General features: G+C 70.5%; 12 protein-coding genes. 6 read left to right on the top strand and 6 right to left on the bottom strand.

From position 1 onward, the window contains the following. Window positions 1-65 precede the first annotated feature (65 nt). Window positions 66-707 carry a superoxide dismutase gene (locus tag G4Z16_RS23305; protein WP_197352626.1) on the top strand — a complete coding sequence of 214 codons (642 nt, stop codon included), beginning with the start codon at window positions 66-68 and terminating at the stop codon, window positions 705-707. A 159-nt stretch (window positions 708-866) separates the two neighbouring features. Here G4Z16_RS23305 and G4Z16_RS23300 read toward each other — a convergent pair whose 3' ends face one another. Beyond that, window positions 867-1,499 (bottom strand): mycothiol-dependent nitroreductase Rv2466c family protein, encoded by a 633-nt coding sequence (locus G4Z16_RS23300; protein WP_197352625.1) that lies wholly within the window; start codon window positions 1,497-1,499, stop codon window positions 867-869. A gap of 219 nt (window positions 1,500-1,718) precedes the next feature. On the opposite strand from G4Z16_RS23300, the gene pepN (G4Z16_RS23295) reads away from it, so the two are divergent. Further along, complete coding sequence (gene pepN / locus G4Z16_RS23295; protein WP_197352624.1) at window positions 1,719-4,418, top strand: aminopeptidase N; 2,700 nt, start codon at window positions 1,719-1,721, stop codon at window positions 4,416-4,418. A 94-nt stretch (window positions 4,419-4,512) separates the two neighbouring features. Here the strand turns inward: pepN (G4Z16_RS23295) and G4Z16_RS23290 are convergent, their stop codons facing one another. Then, the gene (locus G4Z16_RS23290) at window positions 4,513-5,517 is read right to left on the bottom strand and encodes a LysR family transcriptional regulator (RefSeq protein WP_197354852.1); all 1,005 of its coding nucleotides are present in this window, start codon (window positions 5,515-5,517) and stop codon (window positions 4,513-4,515) included. A 207-nt stretch (window positions 5,518-5,724) separates the two neighbouring features. On the opposite strand from G4Z16_RS23290, the gene snpA reads away from it, so the two are divergent. Beyond that, window positions 5,725-6,390, top strand: coding sequence for a snapalysin (gene snpA / locus G4Z16_RS23285; RefSeq protein ID WP_197352623.1), 666 nt, complete (start codon window positions 5,725-5,727; stop codon window positions 6,388-6,390). A gap of 381 nt (window positions 6,391-6,771) precedes the next feature. On the opposite strand, the gene pepN (G4Z16_RS23280) is transcribed toward snpA, so the two are convergent. Further along, entirely contained in the window at window positions 6,772-9,351 is a 2,580-nt protein-coding gene (gene pepN / locus G4Z16_RS23280; protein ID WP_197352622.1) for an aminopeptidase N, read from the bottom strand. Window positions 9,352-9,851: 500 nt separating this feature from the next. On the opposite strand from pepN (G4Z16_RS23280), the gene G4Z16_RS23275 reads away from it, so the two are divergent. The 3 genes from G4Z16_RS23275 to G4Z16_RS23265 all read left to right on the top strand — a co-directional run bounded on the left by G4Z16_RS23275 (window position 9,852) and on the right by G4Z16_RS23265 (window position 13,821). Beyond that, window positions 9,852-11,594 carry a TIGR03767 family metallophosphoesterase gene (locus G4Z16_RS23275; RefSeq protein WP_197352621.1) on the top strand — a complete coding sequence of 581 codons (1,743 nt, stop codon included), beginning with the start codon at window positions 9,852-9,854 and terminating at the stop codon, window positions 11,592-11,594. A 61-nt stretch (window positions 11,595-11,655) separates the two neighbouring features. Further along, window positions 11,656-12,684, top strand: a complete 1,029-nt coding sequence (locus G4Z16_RS23270; RefSeq protein ID WP_246531013.1) for a DMT family transporter — start codon at window positions 11,656-11,658, stop codon at window positions 12,682-12,684. A 9-nt stretch (window positions 12,685-12,693) separates the two neighbouring features. Beyond that, on the top strand, window positions 12,694-13,821 hold the full coding sequence (locus tag G4Z16_RS23265) for a serine hydrolase domain-containing protein (RefSeq protein ID WP_197352620.1): 1,128 nt from the start codon (window positions 12,694-12,696) through the stop codon (window positions 13,819-13,821). Window positions 13,822-13,849: 28 nt separating this feature from the next. Here G4Z16_RS23265 and G4Z16_RS23260 read toward each other — a convergent pair whose 3' ends face one another. The 3 genes from G4Z16_RS23260 to G4Z16_RS23250 all read right to left on the bottom strand — a co-directional run bounded on the left by G4Z16_RS23260 (window position 13,850) and on the right by G4Z16_RS23250 (window position 15,919). Further along, complete coding sequence (locus G4Z16_RS23260; RefSeq protein ID WP_197352619.1) at window positions 13,850-14,968, bottom strand: hypothetical protein; 1,119 nt, start codon at window positions 14,966-14,968, stop codon at window positions 13,850-13,852. A 295-nt stretch (window positions 14,969-15,263) separates the two neighbouring features. Further along, window positions 15,264-15,515, bottom strand: a complete 252-nt coding sequence (locus G4Z16_RS23255; RefSeq protein WP_197352618.1) for a hypothetical protein — start codon at window positions 15,513-15,515, stop codon at window positions 15,264-15,266. A gap of 110 nt (window positions 15,516-15,625) precedes the next feature. Beyond that, the gene (locus G4Z16_RS23250; protein WP_028435155.1) at window positions 15,626-15,919 is read right to left on the bottom strand and encodes a hypothetical protein; all 294 of its coding nucleotides are present in this window, start codon (window positions 15,917-15,919) and stop codon (window positions 15,626-15,628) included. Window positions 15,920-16,387 lie beyond the last annotated feature (468 nt).

Genomic DNA, 16,387 nt, shown 5'->3' with positions numbered 1-16,387 from the left:
CCGTGCCGCTGTTGCTGCTACCGTCCTCTTGCAAGTAATGTGCAATAAGCGGAGGAGAGAACGCCATGGCCCTGTATTCGCTGCCTGAGCTGCCCTACGACTACTCCGCGCTGGAGCCGGTCATCAGCGGCGAGATCATCGAACTGCACCACGACAAGCACCACGCCGGTTACGTGAAGGGCGCCAACGACACCCTGGAGCAGCTGGCCGAGGCCCGCGAGCGGGACCAGTGGGGTTCGGTGAACGGGCTGGAGAAGAACCTGGCGTTCCATCTCTCGGGGCACATCCTGCACAGCATCTACTGGCAGAACATGACCGGCGACGGAGGAGGCGAGCCGCTGGAGAAGGACGGGACGGGCGAACTGGCCGACGCCATCGCCGAGTCCTTCGGCTCCTTCGACAGGTTCAAGGCGCACCTGACCAAGGCGGCGGCCACCACGCAGGGCAGCGGCTGGGGAGTTCTCGCCTACGAACCGGTGACCGGGCGGCTCATCGTGGAACAGGTCTATGACCACCAGGGCAACGTCGGCCAGGGCAGCGTGCCGATTCTGGTCTTCGACGCCTGGGAGCACGCCTTCTACCTCCAGTACAAGAACCAGAAGGTCGACTTCGTCGAGGCGATGTGGCGCGTCGTGAACTGGCAGGACGTCAGCCGCCGCTACAGCGCCGCCAAGGAGAAGGGGAACACCCTGCTCACGGCACTTTGAGCGACCCCGGCACCCAGGACCTCCTGCCCTCGTGATCGTCTTCTCACCTTTCACCGGGCAGGCGGAGAAAAAGGGAGGGCCCCCGTACGGACGTGACGTACGGGGGCCCTCCTGTTCGTGCGGGCCCGGCCCCGGGCGGTGGTCCCGGGGCCCAGGCTGTCAGTCGTCGAAGACGGGACCGACGTCGCGGGTGCGCTTGATCTCGTAGAAGCCGGGCGTGGAGGCCACCATCAGCGTGCCGTCCCACAGCTTCGCCGCCGCCTCGCCCTTGGGCGCGGGGGTGACGACGGGGCCGAAGAACGCTATGCGCGCCCCGTCCGCCCCGGGGACGGCGATGACGGGTGTGCCGACGTCCTGGCCCACGAGGTCGATGCCCTCCTTGTGGGACGCGCGCAGTGCCTCGTCGTACTCCGTGGAGTCCGCGGCGTCGACGAGGTCGGCGGGCAGGCCGGCGTCCTCCAGTGCCTCGGAGAGCAGCTCGCGTGACAGCTCCTGCCCGCGGTTGTGCAGACGGGTGCCGAGCGCCGTGTAGAGGGGGCCGAGCGCCTCGCCACCGTGCTTCTGCTCGGCCGCGATGCACACGCGTACGGGGCCCCAGGCGGAGGCGAGCAGCTCCCGGTACCCCTCGGGCAGCTCGTCCAGCTTGTTCTCGTTGAGGACGGCCAGGCTCATCACGTGCCAGCGGACCTCGACGGGCCGGACCTTCTCGACCTCGAGCATCCACCTGGAGGTCAGCCAGGCCCACGGGCACCTGGGGTCGAACCAGAAGTCGGCGACGGTCTTGTCTGTCATGACACGTTCTCCTCGGCTCTCCTGAGCATTGCGGGTGATCCGGCCTCAGCGGCAACGCTCGGCCCCGCGCCGCCATTCCCGCGTGTGCGGCGCATCTGCCGCGTGACATGCTGAGCGGCGTCGCCGGAGCCCCGCTGAGGGAGACCGCACGCCGGGGCTCCGTGCCCCTGCGGACCGCGACAGGGCGAGAAGCCGAGATTCGAGAAAAGGAGCCACGCCGTGCCCGGAGAGAACCTGACCCAGCACGAGGCACAGCGACGGGCCGGGCTGCTGACCGTGGACGGCTACGACGTGGCGCTGGATCTGCGCTCCGCGACGGCTTCCCCGCCCGCGAAGGGGCCGCGTACGTTCCGTTCGACGACGACGATCCGCTTCCGTTGCTCGGAGCGGGGCGCCTCCAGCTTCGCCGACCTCGTCGCACCCCGGGTGCACTCGGTGACCCTCAACGGCCGCTCCCTGCCCGTCGACACCGTCTTCGACGGCGCGCGCATCGCTCTGGAGGGCCTGGAGGCGGAGAACGAGCTCGTCGTCGACGCGGCCTGCGCGTACAGCCGCACCGGCGAGGGCCTGCACCACTTCCTCGACCCCGAGGACGGCGAGGTCTACCTCTACACGCAGTACGAACCCGCCGACGCCCGCCGGGTGTTCGCCAACTTCGAGCAGCCCGACCTGAAGGCCCGCTTCGCCTTCACCGTCACCGCTCCCGCCCGGTGGACGGTGCTCAGCAACGGCCGGCAGCAGGGCGAGCCGGAGCCGCTGGACGAAGGCGCCGCGGCCTGCTGGCACTTCGCGCCGACCGAGCCCATCTCTACGTACATCACCGCCGTCGTCGCCGGGCCCTACCACTACGTCACCGACACCTACCGCCGCCCGGCCGGGGAGTCGGGGGAAGAGCTGGAGATCCCGCTCGGGGCGCTGTGCCGGAAGGGGCTGGCCAAGCACTTCGACGCCGAGGACATCTTCACCGTCACCAAGCAGGGCCTGGACTTCTTCCACGACAACTTCGGCTTCCCCTACCCCTTCGGCAAGTACGACCAGGCGTTCGTCCCCGAGTACAACCTCGGCGCGATGGAGAACCCCGGCCTGGTCACCTTCCGCGAGGAGTTCGTCTTCCGCGGGATGGTCACGGAGGCGTCGTACGAGCACAGGGCGAACGTCATCCTGCACGAGATGGCGCACATGTGGTTCGGCGACCTGGTCACCATGCGCTGGTGGGACGACCTGTGGCTGAAGGAGTCCTTCGCCGACTTCATGGGCGCGCTCGCGCTGGTGGAGGCGACCCGCTTCAAGGACGGCTGGATCACCTTCGCCAACCGCCGCAAGTCCTGGGCCTACCGGGCCGACCAGCTGCCCTCCACGCACCCCGTCACGGCTGACATCACCGATCTGGAGGACGCCAAGCTCAACTTCGACGGGATCACCTACGCCAAGGGCGCGTCCGTCCTCAAGCAACTCGTCGCCTACGTCGGCCGGGAGACCTTCCTGGAGGGCGCGCGGCGCTACTTCCAGAGGCACGCGTGGGGCAACACGACGCTCGCGGACCTGCTGGCCGTCCTGGAGGAGACCTCGGGCCGCGACATGGACGAGTGGTCGCGCGCCTGGCTGCAGGAGGCGGGCGTCAACTCGCTGACGCCGCAGGTCACTTACGACGCCGAGGGCCGGATCACCGAGCTGGCCGTCCTCCAGGAGGCCCCGGAGACGCATCCCGTCCTGCGCCCGCATCGCGTGGCCGTGGGCCTCTACAGGCGTGAGGACGTCGATCGCAGGCTCGTGCGCTACGCCCGCGCGGAGACCGACGTCAGGGGTGCGCGCACGGTCGTCGCGGAACTGGCCGGTGCGCAGCGGCCGGACCTGGTGCTCGTCAACGACGACGACCTCACGTACTGCAAGACCCGTCTCGACGAGAACTCGCTGGCCTCGCTCCGTGACCACCTGGGCGAGCTCGCCCCTCCCGGTCCGGCGGCCGAGCGGGGCACGGCCCCCGAGGCGGACGGTGCGCACAACCCCACGCTGTCCAGGGCGCTCTGCTGGTCCGCGATGTGGAACCTGACGCGCGACGCCCTGATGCCCGCCAGGGACTTCGTCTCCCTCGTGCTCTCCTTCGCCGCCACCGAGTCGGACGTCGGCGTGCTGCAGACGCTGCACGCCTGGAGCCGCTCCGCGGTCGTCCACTACGCCGCACCGGAGTGGCGCGCGGAGGGCCGGCGGGCGCTGGCCGAGGGCGCGTTGAGCGGACTGCGGCTGGCCGGTCCCGGCAGCGGGCACCAGCTGGCGTGGGCGCGGTTCTTCTCCGCCGTCGCCTCGGAGGAGAAGGATCTGCGGCTGCTGCGGGGGCTGCTGGGGGTGACAGGTCCTGACGGCCCGAAGGGTGACGGCTCCGCACGGATCGACGGGCTCGTCGTCGACCAGGAGCTGCGCTGGACGTTCCTGGAGACGCTGGCCGCGAGCGGCGAGGCCGACGAGGATCTCCTCGACGCCGAACTCGCCCGCGACAACACGGCATCCGGCAAGCGGCACCATGTGCGCTGTCTGGCGGCGCGCCCGTCGGCCGGGGTCAAGGCACAGGCGTGGGAGTCCGTGATGAGGTCCGACCGGCTCTCCAACGCCCTGGTCGAGGCCACCATCGCGGGCTTCGCGCAGCCGGGCCAGGAGGAGCTCACGGCCCCGTACGTGCAGCCGTATTTCGACGCGCTGGAGGGTGTCTGGCGCACGCGGTCGATCGAGATCGCGATGGCCGTCGTCCGCGGTCTCTACCCGGATCTCCAGGGTGATCAGGCCACGCTGGACGCGACCGACGCCTGGCTCGCCGCGCACGAGGACTCCCCTCCCGCGCTGCGCCGGCTCGTCCTGGAGTCACGCGACGACCTGGCCCGTGCGCTGCGGGCGCAGCGTTGCGACGCCGCCGCCGCGAAGGCCTGACCGCCCGCCCGCCTCGTGGACGCGGCGGGGCTTCCGGGCGGGTGAGGTGCGACCGCCGCGGAACGGCCCCGGCGGTCAACCGCGGCGGTGACGCCTACGCGACGACGGTGAAGGGCAGCGACTGCCCGCCGTCGTGCTGCTGGTACCAGTAGCGGTAGGTGTCGCTCGCCCAGGCAACCTCGCGGTAGGAGGCCTGGAGGTCGGCGAGCAGGGCGGCCGGTTCGATCACGGGCGCCGTGCCGGGATCCCCGCCGGACGCCGTCCCGCGGGTCGCCAGCAGCAGCCGCACCGCCAGGGGGTCGCCCAGCAGCGGCCGAACGATCCTTCCGGGACGCGCCGGCGCGGTGGGCTGGCAGGGTGCGACGACCTCGCCGGCGGCCACGAGGTCGGCGGCGGCGAGATTGTCGCCGTGCACCACGCGGGGGTTGATGCCCGCCTCGGTGAAGACCCTGCGCAGACCGGTCCATTCGCCGTCGGCCGCCGGGTCGACCATCCATCGCTCGTCCGCCAGCTCACCGAGGCTGAGCACCGCGCGCGAGGCGAGCGGATGGGTCGCGGAGAGGGCGACGAACTGGGGTTCGCGCTCGACGAGTACGTACATCTCGAGCCCGTCCGGTATCTGCAGCGGCGAGCCCTCGACCTCGTGCACGAAGACGGCATCCAGCTGGTTCGCCACGACCATGCGCAGCAGCGTCTGTGCGGAGGCGTCCATGTGGAAGGTGGTGTCGGCCTCGGGGAAGCGGGCTCGCAGCCGGCGCAGCCAGCCCGGCACGGCGGGGCTTCCGGTGCTCCCTATGCGCAGATACTCGCCGCCGGCGCGGTTCGCGGCGGCCCTCGCCTCGCTGACGAGCGCGGTCATCTCCGCCACGAGCGGGCGGGCCCTGCACAGGACGAACCTGCCGAGGGGGGTGGGAACGCTCCCGGTACGCTCACGGGCGAACAGCTGCCCCCCCACGGCCTGCTCGATGCGGCGGAGCTGGGTGGTCAGGGAGGGCTGAGTCATGCCGAGTTGACGGGCCGCCTTGTGCACACTGCCCGTGTCGGCTATCGCACACAGTGCGCGAAGATGCCTCACCTCGAGCTCCACACGGCGGAGCATATCCAAGCGGGCGTTCGTCACACCAGATACCGAGGGAGCCGGGAAGCTACCTGCGTATCGGGTGATGGGACGGAGCTATCGCCACTTGCCATCATCCCTGGGGCCTGACTCTCCAACAGACTCTCCATCGGCAGGAGTTCTTCCGGCAGCACACGACCGCACCCCACCTTGCAGCGGCTCGGTGCTTCGGACCGAAGGAGACCCCCCATGAGACACCGCACCATGGCTATCTCAGCGGCACTCGGCCTCGGACTGGCCCTGGGACTGGGTGCGATGCCGGCCTCGGCTGCGACGCCGGACGACGGCGGCAGCCACTCCAAGAGCAGCGCGACCCGCTCCGGATACATCGGAGAATCCAACAAGGCGACCGAGGCGTTCTTCAACGCCGTCGTGAAGGACGCCTTGAAGAAGCAGGCGGCCAAGCCCGGTATCCAGGCCGTCACCGTCAACTACGACGCCAGCGGAGCACCCACCTTCGCCGGCGAGATCGCCAACAGCACGGCCATCTGGAACTCGGCCGTCTCCAATGTTCAGCTCGCCGAGGGCAGCGGCGCCAGCTTCGACTACCGCGAAGGCAACGACCCGCGCGGCTCGTACGCCTCCACGGACGGGCACGGTAACGGGTACATCTTCCTGGACTACGCCCAGAACCAGGAGTACAGCTCCAACCGCGTCGTGGCCCACGAGACGGGCCACGTGCTCGGCCTCCCGGACCACTACGAGGGCCCCTGCAGCGAACTGATGTCGGGCGGCGGGCCCGGCCCGTCCTGCACGAACGACCGTCCGGACGCCAACGAGGCAGCCCAGGTCCAGTCGCTGTGGGCCAACGGTGTCGCGAGCGCAGCCTTCGACCAAGCGGCGTTCGCCAAGTAGCAGTGCCGGCCGCCGAGCCGGAACGAGCACAGAAGAACACAAGAGCACCACGCCTGAACAGCGCGAACAAAACAACATGCACCACGCCTGAGGAACAGCGCAGTTCTACGCACCACGCCTGAAAGATGCACGACCCGCATCCCCCACTCGGAGGCCCCCGGTGCACGCCGGGGGCCTTCGGGGTGTCTCCAGGGCGGCCGGGTCGGAGTGGCGGGCTCGCCGTCCGCGCGGGGGGCCGCCGGACGCCCGCCACTCCGGCCCGGGAATACACGGGGCGACCGAGAGTCGCCCGGCACGTGATGACGTGCCGGTGCCGGAGCCGATGACGGAGCCCGTGCCGGGGACACCGCGGCAATGCCGCGCCGCCCCCGGCACCTTGGCTCATCCGGCCGCGGCGTCCGCCTCCTGTGCGCGCAGGGCCCGCTCGACTCCCGCCCGCGACTCGGTCACCAGACGCCGCAGTGCCGGCGCCGGCTGAGCGCTCTCCAGCCACGCGTCCGTGGCGTCGAGGGTCTCCTGCGAGACCTGGAGCGTCGGGTAGAGCCCGACCACGATCTGCTGCGCCATCTCGTGACTGCGCTGCTCCCAGATGTCCTTGACCACCTCGAAGTACTTCTCGGAGTACGGGGCGAGCAGTTCCCTCTGGTCGGTCTGGAGGAATCCGCCGATGACCGCTTCCTGCACGGCGTTGGGGAGCCCCGTCTCCGCCGCGGCACCGCTGCCGACCACCGAGGCCCACGCCTCCGTCTTGGCTTCCGCGGTGGGCCGGGCGGCGCGCGCCATGGCCGCGTACCGCTCGCCGGCCGACGTCGCGTCCCGCTCCAGCTCCGACGCGATCTCCTTCTCCCCCGCCCGTCCGGTGGCGGCGAGACGCTGCAGCAGCGCCCAGCGCAGCTCCGTGTCGACGGCCAGGCCCTCCAGCGACTCCCCGCCGTCCAGCAGGCCCTCCAGCAGGGCCAGTTGGGAGTCCGTCCGGGCGGCGGAGGCGAACGCCCGCGCCCACGCGAGCTGGTGGTCGCTGCCGGGGGCTGCCGCGCGCAGCCGCTCCAGGGCGGCCTCCGACCAGCGCAGGAGACCCGTCTCGCGCCACCGCGGATCGGCGTACAGGTCGAGCGCGAGCTTGACCTGCCGCTGGAGCGACTGGACGACACCGATGTCCGACTCCTTGGTGATCCCGGAGAGGACGAGGTCGAGGTAGTCGCGGGCGGGCAGTTCACCGTCGCGGGTCATGTCCCACGCCGAGGCCCAGCACAGCGCGCGGGGCAGGGACTCCTCGAAGTCGCCGATGTGCTTCGTGACGGTCGCGAGTGACTCGGGGTCGAGCCGGACCTTCGCGTACGAGAGGTCACCGTCGTTGAGGAGCACGACGTCCGGGCGCTTCCTGCCCTCCCACTCCGGCACTTCGGTGAGTTCGCCGGTCACGTCCAACTCGACCCCGCCCGTGCGGACGAGCTTGCCGCCGCTCAACTCGTAGGCACCGACGGCGATGCGGTGCGGGCGCAGCGTAGAGGTGCCCGTGGCGCCCGGCGGGAGGGACGGCGCGGCCTGACGTACGGCGAAGGACGTGAAGCGGCCCTCGGCGTCGGTGCGGAACTCGGGGCGCAGCACGTTGATGCCAGCGGTCTCCAGCCAGGCCTTCGACCAGACGGTGAGGTCGCGGCCGGAGGTCTCCTCCAGGGCACCGAGCAGGTCGCTCAGGCGGGTGTTGCCCCACTCGTGCCGCTTGAAGTAGCGCTGCACACCGCTGAAGAACGCGTCCTCGCCGACGTAGGCGACGAGCTGCTTCAGCACGGACGCGCCCTTGGCGTAGGTGATCCCGTCGAAGTTGACCAGGACGTCGTCCAGGTCGCGGATCTCCGCCATGATCGGGTGGGTCGAGGGCAGCTGGTCCTGCCGGTAGGCCCAGGTCTTCATCTGGTTGGCGAAGCTCGTCCAGGAGTGCGGCCAGCGGGAGCCCTGCGCGGCCGCCATGCACGCCACGGACGTGTAGGTGGCGAACGACTCGTTCAGCCACAGGTCGTTCCACCACTCCATGGTCACGAGGTCGCCGAACCACATGTGGGCCAGCTCGTGGAGGATGGTCTCGGCGCGTGCCTCGTACGCGGCGTCCGTCACCTTCGAGCGGAAGACGTACTGGTCGCGGATGGTGACAGCGCCCGCGTTCTCCATGGCGCCCGCGTTGAACTCGGGCACGAACAGCTGGTCGTACTTGGCGAACGGGTAGGCGTAGTCGAACTTCTCCTGGAACCAGTCGAATCCCTGCCGGGTCACCTCGAAGATCGCGTCGGCGTCGAGGTGCTGGGCCAGCGAGGGACGGCAGTAGATGCCGAGCGGGACGGAGCGGCCGCCGCCCTCCCACGTGCTGTGCACCGAGTGGTACGGGCCGACGATGAGGGCGGTGATGTAGGACGAGATCCGGGGCGTCGCCTCGAAACGCCACAGCCCGTCCTGCGGCTCAGGAGTCGGCGAGTTCGAGATCACCGTCCAGCCCTCGGGGGCGCGCACGGTGAACTGGAAAGTGGCCTTCAGGTCCGGCTGTTCGAAGCTGGCGAAGACACGCCGCGCGTCGGGCACCTCGAACTGGGTGTACAGATATGCCTGCTGATCGACCGGGTCGACGAAGCGGTGCAGACCCTCACCGGTGTTGGTGTACGCGCAGTCGGCGACGACCAGCAGCTCGTTCGGCCCCTGGGCGAGACCGTCGAGCGCGATGCGCGAGTCGGCGAAGGCCGATGCCGGGTCGATCGCCCGTCCGTTCAGGGTGATCTCGTGCACCGTCGGCGCCACCAGGTCGATGAAGCTGGAGGCGGCCTCGGTGGCCTCGAAACGCACGAGCGTGCGGGAGCGGTAGGTGCCCCCGTCCTGCGCTCCGCTCAGATCCAGCTCGATCTCGTAGGAGTCGACGCGGAGGAGCTGCGCGCGCTCACGGGCCTCCTCGCGTGTCAGATTCGTGCCAGGCACCTGGTGCTCTCCCATGCTCTCGCGTGCTCACGATGTCGTAGTTCGGCCATCCTTCCACGTAGGGGCTGCCTTCGGTTCCCACCCGCCCACGAACCCCGCACCGGCCCGTACGACCGCCACGCACGGATGACGCACGGACGCACCGGAGGGCATGGCGCCGCGCTGCACGCCCGCTCCGCGATCACGCCCGGCCGAGACGCGGCGCCGTCGTACCGGCCCTGTGCGCGGGTGTGTGCCGGCGCGCTTCCCGAAGCCGCAGGTGAACGGCGGATGAGCAGCAGGACGACGGCCGGTCTGTGCCGGGCGACGCGGAGAAGGACCGGGTCCCGAGTGGTGATCCATGAGTGTGGATGGGTGTTCGGCGTTCCGCCGTCGTTCAGACGCAGGTCACTCCGGATGCCAAACATCCCTGGTGAGCAGGTCGTTCCGGCCGGTCCACACGAGCGGCACGGCACGGCAGGCGTTCCGCTTCGCGTCCCTCATCAGGAGAGGCAGCCCGCATGGACCGCAGCAGCCGGAAGCAGACACATCTGCCCGACCGCCGCACCCTCCTCGCAATCGGCGCCGGAGCGGCCACCGCTCTGGGAGCCGGATCGGTCTTCGGCGGTGCCGCCAGCGCCGGCCCTCCGTCGCCGGCGACGACACCCTCACCCGGGGCCATGGCCCGTTCACGCGCAGCCCGCGCACGCGCACACGCACCCGTCGCCCGTGACAAGGCCGTGGAGCCGTCGCCCAAGGGCACGACTCTCGAGAGCGTCTCCACGCCACGCGGCGACGGGGACGGCTACCGCCGGCTCGGCGACGGCCCGGGCTGGAAGCGGCTCGTGCGCACCGACCTCGCCGAAGCACGCGCGGGGCGGACGGACAAGCGGCGCACGCTGGCCGCGTTCGTCCAGTTCACGGACCTGCATCTGGTCGATGTGCAGCACCCGCTGCGCTACGAGTTCCTGCGCGCCGAGACCACCAGCGCCTGGCGGCCCCAGGAGGCGCTCTCGGTCGCGGGCGCCGTCTCCATGATCGAACGCGTCAACGCCCTGAAGGGCGGCCCCGCCACCGGCGAGCCGCTGTCCTTCGTCGTGACCACCGGTGACAACACCGACAACAACTGCCGCGCCGAACTCGACTGGTTTCTCACAGCGATGACGGGCGGACGCATCACCCCCAACACCGGCGACGTCGACCGGTACGAGGGCGTGCACGACAGCGGGCTGAAACTGTACTGGCACCCCGAGGACGAACTCCGCGACGACGACAAGGCGTTGGGCTTCCCCCGCATCGACGGCTATCTGCGGGCGGCGATCCGCGAGGTGAACAGCCCCGGCCTGGCGCTGCCCTGGTACTCCACCTCGGGCAATCACGATGCCCTGCCGGGCGGCTGCTTCGCGGGCAGCACGTTCTTCGCGGACTTCTCCGTCGGCGGCAGGAAGCTGATGGAGCTGGACAGCAAGGCGGAGGCGGCCCGGCTGTGGAAGACGGTGGAGGACGGCGGCGACCCGAAGGGCGAGCAGTTCCAGGAGGCGCTGCGCTCACGGATGGACTCCCGGAAGATGCGCCGCGTCACCCCGGACCTCGGCCGCGCACCCTTCTCCAGGAAGGACTGGGTGCGCGCACACATGCGTCGCCGCTACGCGGGTGCCGGGCCCGTCGGACACGGCTACACCGAGGCCAACCTCGCCGAGGACCGCCTCTACTACACCTTCCGGGTCGCCGAGGGCGTGACGGGCATCAGCCTGGACACGACGCGGCGCGACGGCGGCTACGAGGGCGAGGTCGGCGATGACCAACTGGACTGGCTGGAACGGCGGTTGCGTGAGGAGCGCTCCAAGGGCACCTACGTGCTGATCTTCAGCCACCACACCAGCACCACCATCCCGAACGGCGGCGACAGGCTCATGTCGCTGCTGCACAGCAATCCGCACGTCCTGGCCTGGGTCAACGGCCACAGTCACAAGAACCGGATCAGATCGCGGCGTACGTTCTGGGAGATATCCACCGCCTCCCACATCGACTTCCCGCAGATGGCACGGACGCTGGAGCTTGCCGACAACGGTGACGGGACGCTGTCGTTGTTCACCACGCTGATCGAGTCGGCGGCCCCGGCCCGCACCGACTTCCACGACCTCTCACAGACCGGTCTGGCCTCGCTCTACCGCGAGCTGGCGCTCAACTCGCCCGGGGCGCGCACCGAGCTGGCCGGTGATCCCGACGACCGCAACACGGAACTGCTGCTGCGCAAGCCGTAGCCGCGGCGGAGAACGGGACCCTGACTGTCGCTTCGGCCGCCCGTGGAGCACAGTGGCGGGCATGGCGAGCACGGAGAAGGCCGGAGCGACGGGGCGGCCGGCAGAACGGGGGAGGCAATCGCGGCGCACATGGAGGCCGGGCCCCGCGCTCATGGTCGTGGCAGGGGCGGCCTGCACGTCGTCCTCGGGCATGTTCATCAAGCTCTCCGAGGTGAACGCCGGCACCGCCGCCTTCCTGCGGTGCGCTCTCGCGCTCGTGGTGCTGGCGCCGATGGCGTTCGTGGAGTACCGCCGCGTCGGGCCCCGCCGTCCACGCCTCCTCGCCATGGATCTCGCCGCCGGCACGCTGCTCGGCCTCGACTACGTGTGCTGGGTGCAGAGCATCCACGACCTGGGCGCGTCCATCGCGACACTGCTGCTCAACATCCAGCTCGTCGTCTTCCCGCTGCTGGCGCGCTTCCTGACCGGTGTGCGGCTCGCGCGGCGGTTCTGGCTGACCGCGTCGGTACTGCTGATCGGGCTGGCGCTGGCCGGCGGGGCGATCGGGCAGGCGGAGCCGGGCAGCGATCCCTTCTCCGGGGTCCTCTTCGGCACCGTCGCGGGCGTGGCCTTCGCCGGCTACCTCTTCCTGATCCGGCTCGGCGGGGACGGCAGCCCGGGCGGCAGCTCCCAACTGCCGTCCGCCGCAAGCCCGGACGAGATCCGCGGCACGGCCGGGTCCGACCGGACCTCTCGCGGGGCGGGCGGTCCGCACACCGTGACACCCGTCTGCGTGGCGACGTTCGCGGCTGCCGTCGCCGCGGGCGCACTCGGCTCGCTGTGGACGGGCGTGGACCTGAACCCCGGCTGGGCGGCGTGGGGCTGGCTGATACCGATGGCGTTCCTCGGACAGGTGCTGGCCTGGCTGCTCATCAATCCCGCGCTGCCGCGGCTCTCCCCGGACAAGGGCGCCACACTGCTGCTCCTCCAGCCGATTCTCGCCCTTCTCTTCGGGGTCGGATTCCTCACCGAACGTCCTACTCCAACCCAGTACGCGGGCTGTGTACTTGTCGTTCTCGCCGTATGGCGCACCACACGTACCGATCACTAGAGTCGGCGCATGTCCGTGCGTTCCACCGTCGTCGCCATGGTGGCCGCCGCCCTGGCGGCTCTCCCCGTGGCGTCATCGGCGGCGGCCGACCAGGGGCACGGCGCCACGCAGGACGCTATGGACACGATGGTCCAACAGGACGATGTGCCGGGCGTGTTGGGGCAGGCCCAGGACGGCGGCGGCGTCTGGCACGGCACGTCCGGCGTCGCGGACCGTGCGACGGACCGGCCGCCGATGCCGCAGGACAAGTTCCGCATCGGCAGCCTGACAAAGCCCTTCATCGCCACCGTCATGCTTCAGCTGGAGGCGGAGGACAAGGTCGATCTGGACGCGCCAGTCGAGCACTGGCTGCCGGGCACGCTGCGCGGCGGCGGGCAGGACGGCCACACGGTCACGGTGCGCCAACTCCTCGGCCACACCAGCGGTCTGTACGACTTCACGGCCGATCCGGGCATGCAGCGCGACTACTTCGGCCCACGCTTCGCGACCCACAGGTACGACTCCCACGAGCCCGCGTCGCTCGTCCGTACGGCCATGGCGCACCGGCGCGACTTCGAGCCGGGCACCGACTGGGGCTACTCCAACACCAATTACGTCCTCGCGGGCATGGTCATCGCGAAGGTGACGGGGCATTCGTACGCCGATGAGATCGAGCGCAGGATCATCCGGCCGCTGAAGCTTCGCGACACCTCACTGCCGGGCACCTCCACGGGCATCCCGGAACCGCACGGGCGCGCGTACTCCAGGCTCTCCCTGACGGGTTCAGGGGCCGGCGCCGTGCACGACGTCACCGCTCTCGATCCGTCACTCGCGGGCGCGTCGGGCGAGATGGTCTCCTCCACCCGCGATCTGGTGCGCTTCATGCGGGCGCTCCTCGGCGGTGACGTGCTGCCCGCCCGGCAGCTGGCGCAGATGAAGTCCACCGTCCCCGCCGACGGCGGCGACCGCTACGGGCTCGGCCTCACCAGGCACCGCCTCCCCTGCGGGACCACCCTGTGGGGTCACGAGGGCACCATCCAGGGCTCGCACTCCACGGCCGTCACCACGGCGGACGGCTCGCACGCGGCCGCGTTCAACGTCAACGCCGACTGGTCGGCCGGCACCGCCGACCTGGTCGAGGCGGAGTACTGCGGCTGACCGTTCCCCTCCCGCCGCACGGACCCCGTCAGCGCGGCGTCACGATCAGATACTCGGCGGGCTCCCGTTCGACGGCGGTCATCAGGGCCGTACGTACGATCGCGGCCTGCTGTTGCAGCGATTCGCGGAGCTTCCCCGGCGTGAGATGGACCACGGTGATGCCGAGCCCCTCCAGCGCCTCCCGCTTGCGCGCGTACTCCGACCACTGTGCGTCCTGGTCGAGATGCGGGCGGGGTGCCCGGGTGTCCAGTTCCAGGGCCACGGCCTGTTCGGGCCAGTAGGCGTCCACTCCGCCCAGGTGCGGACCGCCGGGCAGGCGGAGGTCGACGTTCCAGCAGGGGTCGGGGAGCCGGTGCCGGAAGACCATCTCGTAGAGCATGCCCTCGGCGAGCGCGCGGCTCTCCGCCACCACGACGTCGACGGCGTCCCGCACATGGGGCCGCCCGAGCAGCCGCGCCCTGAGCAACTCCCCGACCACGGCGCCCGCTTCGCAGTGACCCCCGCGCACGGACTCCACCAGGAGCCGCCGCACCACTCCGGCGTCCGTCAACTGCCCGACCGTGTCGGCGAGAGCGCGCGCCACGGGCGCCACGGGCAGCCCGGTGACCTCTTCGGGATCCGGCAGGCTCTGGCCGCGCACGATGTGGACGCATCCCGTGGAGCGCAGCCGTGTCGTGCGCGGCACGAGCACGTCGATGCGGTCGAGGGCGCGCAGCGAGGGCGAGCCGGCGAATCCGTGCAGGGTGAGCGCGGCGAGGCCGGTGATCATCGCCTTCGGCGGGTGCGGAGGCGGGCAGTGCCCGGCTGCGGAGAGACCCGACGGCACGACGGAGGACAGGGCCGGACCGGTGGGCGCCGGGCACGCCGTACGGCCGGAGCTCCCTTGCTGGGCGGGGATCGGCGAGCACTCGCCGCCCGCGTACAGCAGTGCGGCGTGCAGCCGCTCGTCACTGGTCGGAGGGCCGGGGTGCAGCAGGTAGACGCCCGGGAGCAGCAACTGCCAGGGGCCGCCGGGGCGGCAGCGCTCACCGGCGACCGCCGCGGTGATGCCGTGCTCGCGCAGAGCGCCGGCGGTCAGCACGCGGTGCTGCGGGGCGTCGGTGAGGTGGCTGAGAGGGCGAGGGGAGAGCGGGATGTTGTGCGTCATGTCCGGGCGATTCCCAGCCCCGACCCGCCTTCCAACCTCTGTTACGAGCTCGTCGACAAAGCCGGACAACTCTGCCCTAAAGTACGCACGTTCGAGTGTCGAGCAGGCCGGCCACACGGGGCCCTGTTCAGCGCATACGGCGGCCAGCTGCCGTACGGAACAAAGGAGTTCGAAAGGCCCGGACGACAGTGCGGGCGGAAGAAGGCGCGACGGCACTCCGGGGGAACACGAGAGGCCGCGCGATCCCGGAGAAGCACAAGAGACCCCGGGGGAATGCCACCCGGGGGCCGGTGAGTCAGTGCTGCTGCTTGCCGCTCCTGCCGCCCAGCATCACCAGGGCGGAGATCACGAGGAAGATCCCGATGGGGAGGGCGACGTACAGGCCGAGGGTCTCGACGACGCTCAGCCCGGGGCCGGGGTCGTCCCCGTCGTCGGGGGCGACCGCGAATGCGGGGGAAGAGACCAGCAGCATCAGCGCCGAGGCGGCGGCAATCGTGCCGGCCCGCAGAACGCTCTTGTTGACCTTCGAATTGACGTTGTCGCTCACACCGTCAACATAGCGGACCGCTCGGGGCGCCGCGCCTCCGGGTCTCCCGGGGGCGCCCTGCCACGCAGGTGCGGCGGGCCCTCGGGAGAGTCCGGGGTCGGCGGGCCGGATCAGATCTCGGTGCTGTCCGCGCTGAAGCCGTTGCCCGTCGGCTCGCTGGTCAGCGGCAGCTCGGCGAGGGGCGGCTCGGAAGTGAGGGGGGCCACGTCGGCGAGGGGCGGTTCGGAGGTGAGAGGTGCCTCGAAGCACTCGCATGAGCACGAGCCGTCAAGTCCGGAGTCGGGGTGGGAGACACCGGACAGGTCTACCGGCTCGTGCCCCTGTTTGGAGAGGACCCCGTGTTTCGAGATCACCTGTTTCGGGAGCGGCGTGAGAACTGCGAGAAGTTCAGCGGACGCGGCCACGGCGGGGCTCCGTTCGTTGACGTCGGATGGTCAGGTGGGGTGCCCTACCCAGTCGAGCCGGACGCAGACGTAATCAAAGGGCGAACGTGTCCTAGGTCACTTCCGGGCCGACAGGCGATTTGCCTGTTGGGGGCCTCGGGGGGCGAACGGTCGACAGGGTTCCAGGCCATTGCGCACAAAATTTTACAGGCCACTCACCCAAGGTCACCACCTGGCGCCGTGATTGCGGCACTTCTCACCTTCCGTACCGCAGGAACGGGGAGAGGCGCGTCACATTCCGTCACCATGAGTGTGCGGCCGTATGTGGAGCGTGCTGTCCGGGCGTGGCTCACCGTCACGGTTCCGCAGCGCAGCGTGGCGGATCCAGCGGCCGACCAGGGCGAGCCCTCGTCCGCGTCCGGAACCGGTACGGCGTCGCGCCGCGTCGAGCCTTGGTGGAAGCGGACGGTCGCCTGCCGTTCGCGAACC

Origin of the sequence: Streptomyces bathyalis (genome assembly GCF_015910445.1) — a bacterium.
Taxonomy (GTDB): domain Bacteria; phylum Actinomycetota; class Actinomycetes; order Streptomycetales; family Streptomycetaceae; genus Streptomyces; species Streptomyces bathyalis.
This window is presented reverse-complemented; position numbering and strand designations above follow the sequence as displayed.